The 14786-nt window shown below is 40.3% G+C and carries 16 protein-coding genes, 1 pseudogene and 1 riboswitch; of the genes and pseudogenes, 5 read left to right on the top strand and 12 right to left on the bottom strand.

What is annotated here, in order from left to right:
- Positions 1 to 372: 372 nt before the first annotated feature.
- Positions 373 to 1647 carry an IS110 family RNA-guided transposase gene (locus H539_RS0124320; RefSeq protein ID WP_026695679.1) on the bottom strand — a complete coding sequence of 425 codons (1275 nt, stop codon included), beginning with the start codon at positions 1645 to 1647 and terminating at the stop codon, positions 373 to 375.
- A 289-nt stretch (positions 1648 to 1936) separates the two neighbouring features.
- On the opposite strand from H539_RS0124320, the pseudogene H539_RS33485 reads away from it, so the two are divergent.
- Positions 1937 to 2008, top strand: a pseudogene (locus tag H539_RS33485) (4-hydroxyphenylacetate 3-hydroxylase C-terminal domain-containing protein); the annotation flags it as partial.
- Between the two features lie 382 nt (positions 2009 to 2390).
- Here the strand turns inward: H539_RS33485 and H539_RS31155 are convergent.
- Positions 2391 to 2528 carry a YjcZ family sporulation protein gene (locus H539_RS31155; RefSeq protein WP_081416032.1) on the bottom strand — a complete coding sequence of 46 codons (138 nt, stop codon included), beginning with the start codon at positions 2526 to 2528 and terminating at the stop codon, positions 2391 to 2393.
- 32 nt (positions 2529 to 2560) lie between these two features.
- Positions 2561 to 2665: a YjcZ family sporulation protein gene (locus H539_RS31150; protein ID WP_081416031.1), complete on the bottom strand. Its 105-nt coding sequence runs from the start codon at positions 2663 to 2665 to the stop codon at positions 2561 to 2563.
- Between the two features lie 278 nt (positions 2666 to 2943).
- Between H539_RS31150 and H539_RS29660 the strand changes: the two genes are divergently transcribed.
- Both H539_RS29660 and H539_RS33315 read left to right on the top strand, forming a co-directional pair.
- The gene (locus H539_RS29660; protein WP_342664039.1) at positions 2944 to 3582 is read left to right on the top strand and encodes a tyrosine-type recombinase/integrase; all 639 of its coding nucleotides are present in this window, start codon (positions 2944 to 2946) and stop codon (positions 3580 to 3582) included.
- On the top strand, positions 3542 to 3736 hold the full coding sequence (locus H539_RS33315) for a tyrosine-type recombinase/integrase (protein WP_342664043.1): 195 nt from the start codon (positions 3542 to 3544) through the stop codon (positions 3734 to 3736). Before H539_RS29660 ends, H539_RS33315 begins: the two co-directional genes overlap by 41 nt.
- Positions 3737 to 3747: 11 nt before the next feature.
- Here H539_RS33315 and H539_RS0124300 read toward each other — a convergent pair whose 3' ends face one another.
- Complete coding sequence (locus tag H539_RS0124300; protein WP_026695678.1) at positions 3748 to 4203, bottom strand: NUDIX hydrolase; 456 nt, start codon at positions 4201 to 4203, stop codon at positions 3748 to 3750.
- Between the two features lie 296 nt (positions 4204 to 4499).
- On the opposite strand from H539_RS0124300, the gene H539_RS33480 reads away from it, so the two are divergent.
- Positions 4500 to 4880 (top strand): DUF4181 domain-containing protein, encoded by a 381-nt coding sequence (locus tag H539_RS33480; RefSeq protein ID WP_026695677.1) that lies wholly within the window; start codon positions 4500 to 4502, stop codon positions 4878 to 4880.
- 96 nt (positions 4881 to 4976) lie between these two features.
- Here H539_RS33480 and H539_RS0124290 read toward each other — a convergent pair whose 3' ends face one another.
- From H539_RS0124290 to H539_RS0124265, 6 genes are all read right to left on the bottom strand, one after another.
- A complete protein-coding gene (locus H539_RS0124290; protein WP_245602256.1) occupies positions 4977 to 5120 on the bottom strand; it encodes a hypothetical protein in 144 nt (47 codons plus the stop codon).
- 574 nt (positions 5121 to 5694) lie between these two features.
- Positions 5695 to 6834: an NADH:flavin oxidoreductase gene (locus H539_RS0124285; protein ID WP_026695675.1), complete on the bottom strand. Its 1140-nt coding sequence runs from the start codon at positions 6832 to 6834 to the stop codon at positions 5695 to 5697.
- A 185-nt stretch (positions 6835 to 7019) separates the two neighbouring features.
- Positions 7020 to 7787 carry a 3-oxoacyl-ACP reductase gene (locus H539_RS0124280; protein WP_026695674.1) on the bottom strand — a complete coding sequence of 256 codons (768 nt, stop codon included), beginning with the start codon at positions 7785 to 7787 and terminating at the stop codon, positions 7020 to 7022.
- Between the two features lie 11 nt (positions 7788 to 7798).
- On the bottom strand, positions 7799 to 9256 hold the full coding sequence (locus tag H539_RS0124275; RefSeq protein ID WP_026695673.1) for an acyl-CoA reductase: 1458 nt from the start codon (positions 9254 to 9256) through the stop codon (positions 7799 to 7801).
- Positions 9256 to 10389 carry a LuxE/PaaK family acyltransferase gene (locus H539_RS0124270; protein WP_026695672.1) on the bottom strand — a complete coding sequence of 378 codons (1134 nt, stop codon included), beginning with the start codon at positions 10387 to 10389 and terminating at the stop codon, positions 9256 to 9258. Before H539_RS0124270 ends, H539_RS0124275 begins: the two co-directional genes overlap by 1 nt.
- A complete protein-coding gene (locus tag H539_RS0124265; RefSeq protein WP_081416029.1) occupies positions 10386 to 11702 on the bottom strand; it encodes a solute carrier family 23 protein in 1317 nt (438 codons plus the stop codon). Before H539_RS0124265 ends, H539_RS0124270 begins: the two co-directional genes overlap by 4 nt.
- Positions 11703 to 11818: 116 nt before the next feature.
- Positions 11819 to 11928, bottom strand: a riboswitch (TPP riboswitch).
- A gap of 768 nt (positions 11929 to 12696) precedes the next feature.
- Between H539_RS0124265 and H539_RS29655 the strand changes: the two genes are divergently transcribed.
- Positions 12697 to 12978 (top strand): YggT family protein, encoded by a 282-nt coding sequence (locus tag H539_RS29655; protein ID WP_245602255.1) that lies wholly within the window; start codon positions 12697 to 12699, stop codon positions 12976 to 12978.
- Positions 12979 to 13043: 65 nt separating this feature from the next.
- Here the strand turns inward: H539_RS29655 and H539_RS0124250 are convergent, their stop codons facing one another.
- A complete protein-coding gene (locus tag H539_RS0124250; protein ID WP_035324037.1) occupies positions 13044 to 14402 on the bottom strand; it encodes an aspartate aminotransferase family protein in 1359 nt (452 codons plus the stop codon).
- Between the two features lie 126 nt (positions 14403 to 14528).
- A complete protein-coding gene (locus tag H539_RS0124245; protein WP_026695668.1) occupies positions 14529 to 14765 on the bottom strand; it encodes a hypothetical protein in 237 nt (78 codons plus the stop codon).
- Positions 14766 to 14786 lie beyond the last annotated feature (21 nt).

Here is a 14786-nt window from a genome sequence, read left to right as displayed (position 1 = left end):
CGAATGCTCGCTTATTCGCAGGATTTCAACCACCAAGGATATCATCCTTTGACTGTAGGAAGTAAATTGAGGACATTTAGGCTACATGGAGGCATGATTAAATAGAGGAGTAACTTTCCTTCTCCATATTCTACCATATAATGCACGTCTCCACGCCGCCCCTGGAGGCTTTCCCTCCCATGTCTCAACGGGTCAATGCCCTCTCATTCCTTCGTTATGCCTATCCAAGGGGTGGAGGCCAGTTATGCTAACGCAATGGATAAGAGCCCTTTTGTTGAAGAAACCTGGTACTCCGTACATATTTGAAATCCTACGAATAAGCCAACACTCGATCTAAGAGAGTTCTCTTCGAGAACAATAAAATGGATTAAACTACGCTGCCAACTCCGTTAATGATTGAACTTTCTTGGCACAATACGATTCGTTTTTGCGTGCTATTCCTACGAATATCCGGGCTAACTTTCCAACTAACTTCATGATGGATTTCATCTTTTTCATTTTCTTCACTTTAACATTGTTGGAGTGAATGGCCTTAAATTCCGGGTTGTTCATCACTAGGCTCATAGTGGCCAAGTAAAGGAAACACCTAAGCCTTGATCTTCCACGTTTGGAAATGACAATTTGCCCTTTCCACTTTCCTGAACTAGCTTCAGCGAGATGGAGTCCTGCATGGCGAAGTAAAGAATTGCCGTGTGAAAACCCACTTAAATCTCCGGCTTCCCCTAAAATACCAGCTAACGAAATTTCACTAATTCCCTTTATCATAAGCAACTTATCTGCAAATGGAATTTTAGGCAGTTCATCCTTAATTGCTAGTTCCACTCTTTCCAGTTGTTTTACCGCTAGATCATACTCTTCGAGTAATTGTTCAAGATGAAATTTGTAAGCCTCTATTGCTTGTCTTGTACCAACAGATTTCCTAGCTACATTGAGCAGTAAATAGGCTTTCTTTAACCCAGGCTGTCGCTTCATGAGTGACTTCCAACCGGACACTATCTCTTCAGGATTCATGGAACCCAGTTCCATTGGGGACGGGAAAAGCCTTAGTGTGGCAATCGCACCTTTAGCAGTGATGTCTTTAAATACTTGCCTAAGCTCAGGGAAAACAATATCCACCCAGCGATTTAATTGATTAACAGAGCTGACAAGTCTTTTAACAATGACATCCCGGTTGGACATTAGAACCCTAAGTTTTTCAAACAACTCAGAGGTATTCCTGACAAAGGCATAGTAACCATTCTTCACCATATCGGCTATTACAAGAGCGTCTTTCTTATCACTCTTGGATTGTGTATTATCACGGTTTTCTTTATTTCTTTTCACCAGATGAGGATTAACAGTTACTACCTCAATATCTTTTTTTATTAGCCATTTTGAAAGGTTGATCCAGTAATGACCTGTAGGTTCCATCCCGACAATAGCTGCCTCTAACTTATGTATTCTTTTAAGATTATTTAACCAGATTAATAGGGTCGAAAAACCGTCTTCATTGTTTGAGAAAGTAATTGGATCTCCTACAACAATCCCGCGGAAATTGACAGCTCGTGCAACGTGAAACTGTTGTGCAATATCAACCCCAACAACGAGATGCTTATCGGTTATTCTCTCTATTAGTTGATTTTGTTTGTCCTGCATTTTAAACTTCATAGTAAGGGTTCCTCCTAAGGTTTTGAGTTAGAGTCGTGTCTTACTCATATCTTACTGAGAGCCCTATTTTTTTCAAAGTTGAAAAATAACGATCTACAGGAATGCTAACGCACCCGATAGTTAAGTAAAGCCTCTTTTTCTTTCTAGTGCATATCATCCCGTACTGTACAATACTTTTGAAAAAAATGAAAATCCCACACACACGGTTCTTTATCATTTGCATATCCTTTAAGTACAGGCACTTGCTTGAACAACTTTTTTCTCTCTTTTAGCTTTTTCTCTCTTTAGGACCATGAGTTCATTTGGTACAAGACAAACACAGTATGAACGGTATTTTTTTGGTGATCCCATTCGTTTATCAGTGCTTTATATCAAAATCATCTAAAAAATAAGTTGTGGAAGAAGTAAAGAAATACCTTAACTTACACAAATAAGTGTATGCTACACTCTTCATGACGGTAATTGTGCCAACAAACTGCCTTTATGAAATATATCCACGTGGTATATAACATAATTCGTAGAATTCCCTAAATTAAAAACATATGTACGAAGAAGAGGGTATAGAACCTGTTCTTCTTCTGGAGGAAAAAATGCATGGGAGCGGATACTGGATACGGCTTACAATAGAGTATGCCTCAAAGATGAATCTGTTCTGCTTTAACAAATAAAGAAAAATTCTCTACTGACGTTAACAAACTCTGAATAATAATAAAAGGTCCTCAAAGGACCCTTTTCAACAATATTTAATTCCAACAGACGGCTCCAATAATCACTAAAAGGATAAACAAAACTACAATTAAAGCGAAAACTCTTCCGCAGCCAGATCCATAACCACCGTATCCGCAACCACCGTATCCATATCCATATCCATATCCGTACATAAGTTAATTCCCCTCTCTTAAATGATTATTATTTAGTACCCGTATCCACAGTAGGAAGCACCTATAATAATTAGTAAAATAAATAATACAACGATTAAGGCAAAACCGCTTCCATATCCAGCATGATCACCCACCATTTATACCTCCTTTCGAACTGTTATTATAAGGTATGTAAATGGAGGAAAAATGTATGGGCAACCCAAAATTATCCTGTCAAGAGCAAGGCACCTTCATCAGAAGCATGCCAGCTGCCTTGCTCCGCCACTTTTCATAACGTTCAACTGCGACATAGAGGAAAAAAGGTACCGAGTTTAGTCAGCTAAAATTAATAAGGGTAGATGTTGGTTTGGTAATATTTTGGTAATATTTTAGTAATATTTACACTATTTAAATACAAAGTTATTCTAACATACGATTGAGGCTCCTCAACAAAGTTCAATTGTATTTACTGATAAGATATTTCAAGGATATAGATATAAAAACACTTACCACGGAAGATTTAAAACAGTACCTTATAAATACTGGGGATCATTTGAAACCGGCAAGCCTTGCATATCGAATACGATTCATTAAATCCTTACTTAGGTGGGCATATGAAGAAGGCTATTTAAATCACAACCCGGCTGTAAAAATAAAAGAGCCTAAATTGGGACAGCGAATACCGAAATTCCTTATTGATCAGGAGATTGAATTACTAAGAGAGGTTTGTTATTCCCCAATCGAAAATGCTTTGTTTGAATTTATGTTTTCGACGGGGTGTAGGATTGGTGAAGTCGCAATGCTCAACAAAGAGCACATAGATTGGCCCAGCAGATCAGCGATACTCAGAGGGAAAGGAAATAAGGAACGCAAAGTTTATTTTAATACCCGCAGTGACATTTGGTTAAAGCGTTACCTGGCTGACCTGCAGGATGAAGATTCAGCCCTATTTGTCACAGAACGCTGTCCTCATAAGATGAGTACAGCCCAGATACGTTACATTATAAAGCGAATTTCGAAAAGAGCATCCTTCAATAAAAATAATTTACATTTACCCTCACCAATTCTGCCATAGTTATGCCACTCATTTATTAAATAATGGGGCCCCTTTTGAAGTTATTCAGACGTTACTCGGACACGAAAAAAGTGAAACAACCAGAGTCTACGCCCATCTTAGTGGGAAAATAAGGAAAGATTTCTACAATAAATACTTGTACCAAGTTAGTTAAACAAGGGCGATTCAAATTAGTTGCTCATTATACACGCTAATTGGGTGTATTTTCTCTTGTAATAAGTTATTAATTATTTGCTTTATTACACGGGGTTCTCGTAAGTCGTTGTTTTCAAAGGTTCCAAGTTCATTTACTTTTATCCACTTGCTGTCAGAAATTACTCCTTCTTCGAGATTTAGAGAACCTCCTGTAACCTCACCAACAAAATGAAATAAAATAACTGGATTGTTTGTACTACTAACAAAATTATATACACCAGTAGTACCAATTAGCTTTACATCAAACCCTGTTTCCTCTTTAACTTCCCTCTGAGCTGTATAGAGAATGTTCTCTCCGTATTCGACATGACCACTTGGAAAGTTCCACTTATCAATTGCAGTAGGCTTATTCTCTTTTATAATCAAGACTTTATCATCATTAAAGATTGACACACTTGCTACTAAAACAATTCCATCTTGTGACATCTGAGTTCTCCCCATTTCCCACTTAAAATTAATTTATCTCTATTATACCTGTTTAGCTTTCTTTCACTGACCTGCCTCGTTTTTTCAATAAGGAATTTTTTTAAAAAAGCGGCTAATCCTTCCTTAATTAACGCACCCGTTAGTGAAATATTCGTTAAGATCTTTTTATTTGAATAATTAAGTTAGTTCACCTGCTATTACGGCTTTTTAAAGAACTGATTACTACACTAAATACCTTCTCCAACACTTAATCCATGGTAAAATAAAGAAAATACAGGTTAAGGCGGGGGATTTATGTGAAATTATTTTTAATTGTCGCCTTTCTTATAACCGTTATCTTCTTGTTGGAGAAATTCACTAACAAATGGCTGGGTGTCAAAAAGAAAAAACTGTCTGAAACTCCAGGGAAAAAAGTAGATTTCTGGGTTAGAGTTAGTATTGTAGCTCTCTTCGTATGTACGATACCGCTTCTAGTGAGTGGGGATGTATTCATCCCAAAATGGTATTGGATCGTTTATTTAACTGTTTTATTGGGTTCGCAGGTAATATTGGAACGAATCTATTTAAAGAACTCCAAACAATATATTTCTACACTAATTGGCCTTATTATCGTTTTATTATTTATTTATTTTTTAGAACCCCTTTTGCATGTACTAACGTGCATCTCTCTCTCGTAATTCCTTTACGATTTTGTTTATTTTCTCTATTTCCATAACAGATTCTCCCATAAGTATAATTCCTTCCTCAATATGACAATTAGTTGAAAGAAATGTTTAATCAGAGAAATCCCAGAACAATACTTCTATCTCTTGACCACCATAAACATTATCGTCACCAATAAATTTTTCAATCTCTACTGTTCCATCCTCCATAAATACAACTCCCCAACGTTGTCCTGGAACTGCAATTTCAACCATAATAGCATCATTTCGAACTTTATTTAGCTTATAGCTTATATTGAGGAATTTGATTAAATATTTTGGGCCCAACAAACCATCTCAATTCATTAAATATTATACAAATTATAATCTAAATCCTTATCGAACTAAACTGCCCGTTAGTTTAAGTACAATCATTCACATACTGGTTTTTTACCAAACAGCGTAAAACTTTTGTTCTTAACACAACCCCAATTTGTTCTAGTGAATTTTTAATATAAAGTTATTGATATCTTAATTCATTAACATTGTGATAACAAATATAAATTTATACACTTTTGATATGTGTGGCAATTGGAGGTTCGCTTAATGGCATTAATCAAATAATAAGAAGACTATCCTCACTGGATAGTCCTTTTTCTGTATTTTATTACTGGCTATTTAATTCATATGCCCCAAAAGTTAGATGGTGTTTTTATCCACCTTGCCTTTCGATTACTTTGCCATTTTCAGTTAACCCTCTTACAATTCCTCTGCCTAAATGAAGAAAATAACTTCTTCCTTGTGTCTTAAATATTTTAGCTTCATGAGAATTAAAAATGACTATTTGCCGTTACACTTGTGCTTCAAAATCTTTAATCCTGGCATCCGGGCTCAGGATCTTTTCCGGTTGGAAATCGTTTATTGGCTCTCCGGCTTTTACTTTTTTTACCCAGTCATGGTTGGCAAGAGCGCCTTTCCCTAAGGTAACAATGTCAGCTTCTCCTTTTTCAACGATTTCTGCAGCTGTTTCCGGGTTCTCAAGGTGTCCATTCGCAATAACAGGCAATTTACCGAATTTTTTTGCTAATTTTGCTAATGAAGCTCCGCCGTCCCCAAAGGCTGAATCGGTAGCGGTCGTGCCTTCCCCTTCCGGAAATGCTGGCTGCCAGGCTTCGTACTCCGTTACATGGATGAAATCAAGACCAGCTTGTCCCAGCTGACCAAAGATGATTTCAGCATCTTTTTCCTTCCCAGCCCACTTGTGTGTATAGTCATTTACTTTCCCTTGTGAAATCCGGATCCCAACGGTGAAATCCTGTCCAACAGCTTCCCGAACGGCTTTCGATACTTCTTCCAGTAAACGCACGCGATTTTCTGTAGAACCTCCATATTCATCTGTACGCTGATTCGTATAATCGGTTAGGAACTGGTCTAATATATACCCATTTGCCCCGTGAATTTCAACTCCATCAAATCCAGCTGCTACTGCATGTTTAGCCGCCTTCACAAATCCATTGATCACTTCTGTGATTTCTTCCTTGGTAACTTCTCTTGGCGTTGGGAATGGTCCCTTTCCTCCGTAAAACTCCATCTGTTCACCTTTTGGAGGAACAGACGAAGGAGCTATTGTTTCATTCACAAAACGGTTTCCTTGTGACAGGGCTCCTGCGTGCATGAGCTGTGCAAATATTTTAGCTCCAGCTTGATGAACAGAATCCACTACTTTCTTCCATGCTTGTACTTGTTCGTCATTGAAAATGCCTGGTTGATTCAAATACCCTTGACTGTACTTATCGTCTGGGTAAATTCCCTCTGTAATAATCAGGCCAAATCCGCCTTGGGCAAATGATGTATAGTAAGAAACCATTTGATCGGTTGCATAACCTTCCGATCCAGCACTTGTCCGTGTCATGGGAGCGACACCTGCCCGGTTATCTATTGTGGTACTGCCTAATGTCACTTTTTCAAACAATACGTCTTTATTTGTCATAAATAATACTCCTTCCAAATTTAAAGCATAAATAGTCTTTTCCCTTTTATTGAATGATTTAACATCCGTCAATACTCGAGGTTACACCTTCCATTACTATTTGAGGCTTTTGCTTATCTAATTCATGCTTAAACTAAAAAAGAGACTGCTTATTCATTAAGCAGCCTTTTTTTCGTTTTATATCGTCATTTCATTACAAGACCACCATCTACATGCAGGCACTGCCCCGTTATGAATGCAGATAAATCGGATGCAAAGAATAACACACTGCCTGCTATATCCTCCGGGGAAGCCAATCTGCGCATTGGAGTTAGATGAATGATTGATTCTCTGACATCATCTTTTGTTTCAGCGCTGGAGTCAGTTGGATAAGTGAGCCCTGGTGATACGGCATTCACCGTTATTCCAAAAGCGCCTAGTTCTTTGGCGAGATTTCTTGTAAAGCCGAGCAGCGCCATCTTCGCGGTGGAATAATCATGATAAGGAATGACAGGGAAATCTATCAAATTACTTACAATATTGATGATTCTTCCATACATTTGTTCCTTCATAAATGGCATGGCCGCTCTGCATATGTTATAGGCGCCATGAACATTTCCTTCCCATTGCTGATTGTAATCGTCCCATTCCATCTCCCAGGCCGTTTTCCTTGTTCTAGGATTGAAGGTGTAGTGGCTTAAGGCATTGTTCACAACGACATCGATGGTGCCAAAGTTTTCGATAATGTGGGCCATCATTTCATTTACCTGCTCAAAATCAGTGACATCAGCTTGTATCGCCGCTGCCTGACCGCCCCTTGTCTCGATGTCTGCTGCTATATCTTCTGCAAGATGTTTATTACTTAAATAGTTAATAATGACAAAGGAACCTTCGGAAGCGAATTTCCTTGCGATAGCCGCCCCTATTCCCCTGCTGGCTCCAGTTATCAAGACCACTTTATCTTTTAGATTCATCAAAGCACCCCCTACTCCACGTCTGGATCGAATCGTTCCAGTTCCTGTTCCACATTTCTTTCAATATCCATGATCCTGACAAGGTCCAAGAGATTAAATCCCCCATCATGATGCCAGCCGGGTTTTGCCCGGTTCATTTCTCCGATGGTACTTATCCGGTTTACACCGTATGATCCCAATAAATCCGCCAGTATAAACAGTCTGTTAGGCGAAACAGCCAGGCCGCATGATTGTAAAAACTGCTGATAAGGCTTTATTGCAGCTGCGGCATCCTCCAGAGATTCCGTTGAAAAAACATGGATGGAACGATTTAAGGGTGTACCAGCAAATCCCGCTTCCTCATGGAAAATGACCGTCCAGGAGGTATCCATGCTGCTGAAATAAACGGAGATAGGCCTGTTATTCAATGCCTCGAGCTGATATTGGTTTCTAAACCGCTGAATGGACATCGCTTCTTCATCAGAAAGCTTAGCTCTCGGTTTTTTCTTGTGATATCTTTCCATTTCAGCTGCAAGCATTTGAGCAAATTGTTTGGGGCTTATAGCCCCTCCTTCTTCCACATAGACAGACTGAGGAGTTAAGCAGCTTTGCTGATCATAGACTGATATATCCTCCGTAAGCTTATGAATACTTTCGTAATAGTGATCAGGGGTTAATGCTTCCCTGCCAACCATTGCAAAACTGATTTTATGCCCATAGGATAAAACCCTTTTGCCATTCGGGACTTTCTCCTTCACTTTTTCAACCGTGTCCTGAGAACCATAGACAATAACCACCTCTGATTCTTCAATCGCCGGTTCCTCCAGCTCGTTTGTTCCGCCCTTCCATGGAAGAATGGCGATGGTCTCCGCCAGCCTTTCATCCACCTCTGCCAGTGACTGTGCGAAAAGGACAGGCAGCAGAGGCTCGGACATAGAAGTTTTTCCAATAGCCGCTGACTTCACCAGTAGCCCCATGATCAAGCTCCAAATTTGGACACCCGGGACATTCCCTGAAAAGACATGGAATATGGATTCCGGGCCAAAGGCTCTGCTCATTCCACCCGTTTTTCTTGGCCGGAATTCATCCAGCATAGCGGGCTGATCAAACTCCTCATCCAAGAAACGGAGAAGCTCTTTTTTCCGAAAGGTTCTTATATACCGTTTTACCTCCAGGCGAACCATCTCTTCATCATAGCCTGTGACTACTGGAACCAGCTTCTCTGCCAAACGCCTTAACGCATAATCTGGATTGAGCCATTTTTGGACCGCCAGATCGATTTTTTCGACGATTTGAGCAATTGGCATGGATGCAAGATAAGCGGAGCGGTTGAATTTGACCAAACTTGCAATATTCTTCATATCTTCGCCAGAAATAATCGGATATTTCATCACAAAGGTGGATTCACCGCATTCGATGATTTCTTCCCTTTCCTTTAATTCAATGGTTATGGGTGTTCTATAGACCTTTACTTCCACCGTGATACTCACTAACGCTGTACACCGCCTAAGTTTGACTGAAGAAGCTGGTCCACCGCAATCGAACAGCCCCTTGCCTCTGATCCTTGAATTCTGCCAAGCAGCACAAAACCATGTTCCGTTTTATAGCCCATATCCTCGGTCAGAATGGCCAGGCAGGAATTCCAGTTCGCCAGATCGTAATGGGCGAGGACACCAGCCGCTCCGTCCTCAACAGGTTCTAAAGTGTCTGTATTCAGGACAAGTGTTTTCACCCATGACGGACCCTTCTTATCATGAATGGCCGTTCCGTTTAAACAGCTTGACTGTATGGTCTGGTCATAGATTTGTGAGCTGAGCTCTGTCATCCCATACATATTAATGATTCGATTCCTGTCAACATGGAACTGTTCCGAAAACAGACCATATAATTGATCCATCTCTACTTCACGGGACTGCCCTTTAAAGCCGCCGGTATCAAAGATGCGGCTTCCTTTTGGAAGATGAAACTGAAGACCCCTTTCTTTCATGTAATCAAGGATATGAACATAAGCGAATGTGGCTCCCATCAGCATCACAGGCTCCTGCTCGGCCTCGCAGGCTCTTATTGCTTGGATCAGCTCATCTACATTCAAACCATGCTCAGTAAAGAAGAAGCGGCTCTTGTCTGTGCCATAATAAGTGACCGCATTAGTTAAATAGCGGGACAAGGATGAATGTTTATTCAAGTCCTCAGCAGGAGATAGCACAAATATGGTCATCCTGTCACAGTCAGGAAGGACAAACTGTTTAAAAGGCCCCTTCATGGAGGCATCCGAGACTGAGAGGACAGGATGATAATTTTTCCCTTTGGCATCCGGGTTTGTTGTACCGCTGGTCATAAATACAGCCTGAGCTTCCTGTATGGGCTCACAGGAAAGCGGCAAATGCTTAAAAACCTGAATAGGCATCGGGGGGATATGCTCCCAATGCTTAACCGTAAGAGGCGTTTTTTTTCTTGCCTGGCAGAATTTCTTATAGGGCAGATTAGTTTGAAATTGATACTGAAACAGCTCCAGTGCCAGTCTGTTATAATCATCCTCATATTCAGCTTTGTCTAAATTCAGGTTATGCTGATCAATAAATTGTAAAATTTCATTCGTTATTTTCGTTGAATTCTCTCTCATTTTGACTCTCCCCTTTTCAACCAATCAGGAATATTTTTAAAGACCAGCTGCAGCAGAACAGAGGTGAACGCTCCTATTAAAATACTATTGGAAAGGAAGGTACCTGCAAGTCCTGAAGCATTTTCAAAATTAGGCGGCAACGAAACAGCCAGAAGGATCGACAGCCCGATTATCATATAATTGGCTTGGGAATTTTCTACCTTGGCGAGAATGGAAATTCCCGAAAATATTAATGAAGCGGCCGCTGGCAGAAAGATGCCGCCAACCACTGCATCAGGCGTTAAGGCCAGCAAGGCCCCAGCCTTGGGTACGAACCCAAGAACGATAAAAATGATTCCTGCCGCCATAACCGGGTATCGTGAGCCAACCCCAGTCATTCTAAGAATACCTGTATTCTGAGCATAGGCCGTCGTAGGGAACCCCCCTATTAGAGAGGATAACATCGACCCCGCCGATTCACCGGCAAATCCATTTCGAATCCGTTTGGAGTCTAGTTCTGTGTTTAACAAGGAGCCAGCGGCCTGGTAAACGCCCATTGCTTCAATTACCGCCACAATATAAGCCACAAAAAAGGGAAGGAACGTTTTCCATTCAAAACTTAAACCGCCGTATGGAAGAAAGTGCGGAAAGCCAAACCAGCCCTTTTCTGCAACAATGGAAAAATTGGTTTTACCCATAAAGACTGCAAGGATATCTCCTATGACCAACGCAATTAGAAACGAAAAAGATTTCCACATTCCCTTACCAAAAAGAGATAATACTAACACAACGACTGAAGTCGTTATAGACAATAAAAGGGTATCGGCGGCTGCGAAAGAATGGTCACCGGGTGAACCTCCTAAAAACTCATACAAGGTAAAACTGGATAACGAGATTCCAACGAGAAAAATGACCGTTCCTGATATAACTGGCGTAAAAAGTACTTTCAAACGTCCTATAACTCCAGTAATGGATAACAGAAACACGATAATAGCACTTAAAAAAATGCCTCCACTGGCCGATGCCAGCCCATTTGCCTTCCCGGCAGAAATCATAAGAGAGTCAAAGGCAGCGGACGGTCCCTGAATAATAGGTAATTTAACAAGCCTGGTAGCCTGGACTAATGTTACCAAGCCAGCAGTAATAAATATGGCATTGACCATATTTACAGATTGAGTAAGCGGCAGTCCTATCATCGCCGCTATAAAAATGGGATCAAGCCATACATTCGATACAAAAACATGCTGCATCCCATATAAAAAAGTGTTGAAGCGAGCTGGCTTTTCTTCAATCCCTATCAATATTTGATTTTCAGTGCTGTTTTTTTCTTCCATGCTAAAAACTCCTTTTAAAAAATCTTATTTCCAGGCGGACACGGTTTTGGCCAATAAAAAAAGCCAGACCCTTAATGCAGGACCCGACTTAGATTAAGTAGATATACATATATCTTTCCCATACTAAGCTACTTCCCCACGCAGGTATAATCCTGATCGGGTCCAAAGGGTTAAAAAACACACTCGTTTTTCTCTCAGCCGTTTCCGGGCACCCCTAGTAGAACTTATACGATTTAATAGAGTTTATAATAATCCAATTGTATCTATTAGTAAAGATAAATAGAATTCGCTTGTCTATCCATTAAATAATCCCTGTCGTTTTTAGCGTATAGCTTTCATTATTCTTACAAACCATTATAAAAACTCTTAATCGATTTATTGTTCTGAAATTCCCTGGGCTAATAACAATAGAAATATAAATACTGATAACGAGAATATAAATACAGCATTTGATAAAATGCTGAATATTTTTACTGTCCTATTCCTAGACCTGACCCCTAATACCAAAGCCACTATAAAACCAACATCAATAACAAAATATAGAGTGATTGGCACCCATAAGCTCCGATTGAGGAAAAGGCTGCGAACCAGAAACAGGATGACGACAAGCAAAAACAAAGTCATCGTTAAAATAAGCGGTCGAAACTCTTTTCTGCCTACAAGCTTTATTTCCAAAAGACAACTCCCCTTAATTTAAATTCGCATCTGCATCCAATTCCATTATGTACCAATTAAAAAATGGAGTCTAACGATTTATAGATGTACGTTTTATACAACTCCATATTCCCCCCTACACTCTCAACTCCTGCTGTGATTATTTTATGGACAACTATGTAACAGAGTTTATTAAACCAACAAAACGGAAATACTTAAGTACGGATTCTTTACTTTTACATACTATTTACACATTTTTTGAAACCTTTTTAAACCCTGGCCGTATTATTTACTCAACGTAAGATTATTTCTTAAATAAAGAATAGAATGGAAGATTAATTTGGGCATTTATATTATGCAATTTGTACAATACGCTTTTGAAGCATATTATTGGTTAATATTAATTTCTATTTTTGGTTCCTGGTTCCCTAAGTTTCATTCATCAAAGCTTGGCAGCTGGGTCAACCGGCTGGTCGCCCCGTATTTAGGGTTCTTCAGAAGGTTCATTCCTCCCCTGGGGCCGATTGATATTTCACCGATTATCGCTTTATTCACTTTTACATTTTTAAGAGCTTTCGCTATAGAAGGTCTTCGCCAATCATTGAGACTCCTGAACGTCTAAAAAACAAAAAGCCTGTGACTGTAATAGCAGCCACCGGCTTTTTCCATTGGGATTATGCTGGTGATTTAAATGGCAGTAAGGAGTACCTCTTTCATTGTATGAACAATAAATGATACATCTTCATCCGTTGAAGACAAAGGCGGCGATATGGTCAGGATATTATTGTAGCCTGCCACAGTCGCTCCGTTTTTGCCGATGATTAATCCCTTGGACTTGCAAGCAGCGATAATTTCATCCAGCTTGGATAGATCGATTGGCTGTTTTGTTTTCTTATCTTCTACAAGCTCCATTCCCAGCATAAAGCCAAAGCTGCGGATATCTCCTACATGAGGATGGTTTTCTAATTCACTCATTTCTTCCCTTAATCGATTTCCTAAGATCCTCGAACGTTCGACAAGGTTTTCCTTCTCATAAATTTCTAAATTTTTCAAGGCCAGTGCACAGGCTGCTGGGTTCCCTCCGAATGTATTCACATGCCGGAAATAGCCATATTCATCAGAGCTCTTAAATTTTTCATAAATATCGCGTCTTACCGCTGTGGCGGATAAAGGCAGATAGCCGCTTGTTAAGCCTTTTGCCATCGTGACTATATCCGGCTTCATGTTAAAATGCATATGACCGAATTTCTTTCCTGTACGGCCAAATCCGCAAATCACTTCGTCCATGATGAGCAGGACTCCGTGCTTTTTACAGATTTCCTGCACTTTCTCCATATAGACAGGATGAGGAACCAGAATTCCTCCGCCGGTTATGGCAGGTTCCATGATGATGGCTGCGATCGTCTCTTCACCTTCCCAAACGATCGTCTTTTCAATCTCCAGCGCACATTGCAGATTGAAATCTTCAATCGACTGCCCATCCGGCCGGCGGTAGCTGTCTGGAGGACTCACATGGATAAAGCCAGGAGTCAAAGGCTCGTATTTGAATTTCCGGACAGCCTGTCCTGTCGCAGCAAGCGCTCCCATTGAATTGCCATGATACCCGCGGTAACGTGAAATAAATTTATAGCGGCTCGGATCCCCGTTTTGCTGATGATACTGCCGCACGATTTTAAAGGCCGCTTCATTGGCCTCAGAGCCGCTGTTAGAAAAAAAGATCACATACTCCCCTTCAAGCCATTCATTTAACTTCTCCGCTAACTGTATGGCTGGCATATGACTCTGAGATAGGGGGAAATACGCCATTTTTTTCATTTGTTCAAACGCTGCCAGCGCCAATTCCTCTCTTCCATATCCCACATTGACACACCATAATCCAGACATCGCATCTAAATACTTCTTTCCATTTGAATCCGTAATCCACGAGCCATTTCCTTCTTCTGCAATCGTCGGCGCAGCCTGTTCTTTATAGGGCGTCATATGATGCCATAGATACTGGCGGTCTTTCTCAATCAAGTCTTCCGTCTGATTCTTCATAATAGACATAATCCCATCCTCCTTATAAAAGGTCATTCTATCGATCGAAAAAATCTGGTGCCTGGACTGATATATTTTCCGTGCGGCACCAGTTATGGGAAACAGCTGATGCAGAATCAGCACTCCCAGTATTTTTTATAATTGAACATTTCCCTGCGCCTGCTCGATGAGCTTCACAGAGAAATATTTTCGTGCATTAGGAGTTAAAATGAGTAAAATTTCTTTTGTTGGTTCCTCTTCGGTATTGCTGTCCTGCTCAAACTGGACGATGTCTCCGCTTAAGCTTTCTATGACTTTTTTGATTTTGTATCCTTTTTGAAGAAGATCATCAATCTGTTCCCGTTCCAGTACATACTGCTGGTGTTCTGACATTTTCCCTCCCCTTTCTTCTCT

Source organism: Peribacillus kribbensis DSM 17871 (genome assembly GCF_000430765.1).
Classification (GTDB): Bacteria; Bacillota; Bacilli; order Bacillales; family DSM-1321; genus Paraperibacillus; species Paraperibacillus kribbensis.
Note: the sequence above shows the minus strand (reverse complement) of the source record. Positions and strands in the feature narration are given on the sequence as shown.

Excerpts from the sequence above, each read along its gene's own strand:
- H539_RS0124320 (WP_026695679.1), bottom strand. The coding sequence starts at position 1,647 with ATGAAGTTTAAAATGCAGGACAAACAAAATCAACTAATAGAGAGAATA.
- H539_RS31155 (WP_081416032.1), bottom strand. The coding sequence starts at position 2,528 with ATGTACGGATATGGATATGGATATGGATACGGTGGTTGCGGATACGGT.
- H539_RS31150 (WP_081416031.1), bottom strand. The coding sequence starts at position 2,665 with ATGGTGGGTGATCATGCTGGATATGGAAGCGGTTTTGCCTTAATCGTT.
- H539_RS0124300 (WP_026695678.1), bottom strand. The coding sequence starts at position 4,203 with ATGTCACAAGATGGAATTGTTTTAGTAGCAAGTGTGTCAATCTTTAAT.
- H539_RS0124290 (WP_245602256.1), bottom strand. The coding sequence starts at position 5,120 with ATGGTTGAAATTGCAGTTCCAGGACAACGTTGGGGAGTTGTATTTATG.
- H539_RS0124285 (WP_026695675.1), bottom strand. The coding sequence starts at position 6,834 with ATGACAAATAAAGACGTATTGTTTGAAAAAGTGACATTAGGCAGTACC.
- H539_RS0124280 (WP_026695674.1), bottom strand. The coding sequence starts at position 7,787 with ATGAATCTAAAAGATAAAGTGGTCTTGATAACTGGAGCCAGCAGGGGA.
- H539_RS0124270 (WP_026695672.1), bottom strand. The coding sequence starts at position 10,389 with ATGAGAGAGAATTCAACGAAAATAACGAATGAAATTTTACAATTTATT.
- H539_RS0124265 (WP_081416029.1), bottom strand. The coding sequence starts at position 11,702 with ATGGAAGAAAAAAACAGCACTGAAAATCAAATATTGATAGGGATTGAA.
- H539_RS0124250 (WP_035324037.1), bottom strand. The coding sequence starts at position 14,402 with ATGTCTATTATGAAGAATCAGACGGAAGACTTGATTGAGAAAGACCGC.
- H539_RS0124245 (WP_026695668.1), bottom strand. The coding sequence starts at position 14,765 with ATGTCAGAACACCAGCAGTATGTACTGGAACGGGAACAGATTGATGAT.